General features: G+C 75.1%; 1 protein-coding gene and 1 pseudogene. Both read left to right on the forward strand.

Annotation, left to right across the window (positions count from 1 at the left end; translation table 11 throughout):
• The first annotated feature begins 91 nt into the window (after window positions 1–91).
• Window positions 92–988 carry a permease gene (locus AB0O00_RS39700; protein ID WP_363659529.1) on the forward strand — a complete coding sequence of 299 codons (897 nt, stop codon included), beginning with the start codon at window positions 92–94 and terminating at the stop codon, window positions 986–988.
• Window positions 985–1,354: pseudogene (locus AB0O00_RS39705) on the forward strand (hypothetical protein); the annotation flags it as partial. The gene AB0O00_RS39700 and the pseudogene AB0O00_RS39705, both read left to right, overlap by 4 nt.

Consider the following 1,354-nt stretch of genomic DNA (forward strand, 5'->3'; position numbering starts at 1 on the left):
GCCGCATCCGGTCGCGGGCCCCGCCGACCGCACCCGCCGCCGGGTCGGCTCGCTCGGCTCGCGCGAAGCGCTGGTCGCCGGGAGGCTCGCCGTGCTGGTCGGCCGTCGGTTCCTGGGCGGTTGGACGGGACCGGCGTGGCTGGAGGCGTGGGGGGCGGTCTTCGTCGCCGTCTGTGTGCAGGCGCTGCCGTTCCTGCTGCTCGGCGTGGTGCTGTCGGCCGCGATCGCCGCGTTCGTCCCGGCCCGGCTGCTGGAGCGGGCGCTGCCGCGGAACCCGTTGCTCGCCGTACCGATCGCCGGCGCGGCCGGGGTCGTCCTGCCCGGCTGCGAGTGCGCCTCCGTGCCGGTGGCCGAGCGGCTGATCGCGCGTGGGGTGGCGCCGGCCGCCGCGCTGGCGTTCCTGCTCTCCTCGCCGGCCGTCAACCCGGTGGTCCTGGTGGCCACCGCCGTCGCCTTCCGGGGACAGCCCGAGCTGGTGGCGGCGCGCTTCCTCGCCTCCCTCGCGACCGCGGTGGTCATGGGCCTGCTCTGGGCCCGGTTCGGCCGCCCGGAGTGGCTGCGGCCCCGGATCCCGTCGAACGGTCCGACCGGCTGGGCGGCCTTCCGCGCCTCACTGGAACACGACTTCCTGCACGCCGGCGGCTTCCTGGTGATCGGCGGGATGACGGCGGCCACCCTCAACGTCGCCGTTCCTCGCGACCTGCTCAAGGGCACGGCAGGCCTCCTGGGCGTCGACATCCTCGTGCTGGCCCTGCTGGCGGTCCTGCTCGCGGTCTGCTCGGAGGCGGACGCCTTCGTCGCGGCCGGGCTGAGCGGCTTCTCCCCAACCGCCCGGCTGGCGTTCATGGTCGTCGGCCCGATGGTGGACGCCAAATTGATCGCCCTCCAGGCCGGCACCTTCGGACGGGCCTTCGCCTGGCGCTTTTCCGCCGCCACGTTCGCCGTCGCCGTGACAGCTGCGGCCCTGACCGGCTGGTGGCTGCTGTGAGGCGCGAAGTCCGGGCGCTGCTGCACATCCTGGTCGGTGCGGCGGTGCTGCACATCTCGCTCTTCAGCGAGCTGTACCTGCGGTACGTCCGCAAGGGCCTGCGACCGTACCTGATCGCGAGCGGCACGCTGCTCGTCGCGGTCGGCCTGATCGGCGCGGCCGTCGCCGCCCGGGAGCTGCTGCGCCCCAAGCACGACGCCGACGCACCCGACGCCCACCACGGCCACGGCCACGGCACACCCGACGCCCACCACGGGCACGGCCACGGGCGCGGCGCCCGCAGCGTGCCGGGCCGGCACACCCGGATCACCGGCACCGACCTGGTGGACAAGGTGGTGCACGTCGACCAGTCGCCGATCGGGCGCA

This window comes from Kitasatospora sp. NPDC093558, from assembly GCF_040683475.1.
Lineage (GTDB): Bacteria > Actinomycetota > Actinomycetes > Streptomycetales > Streptomycetaceae > Kitasatospora.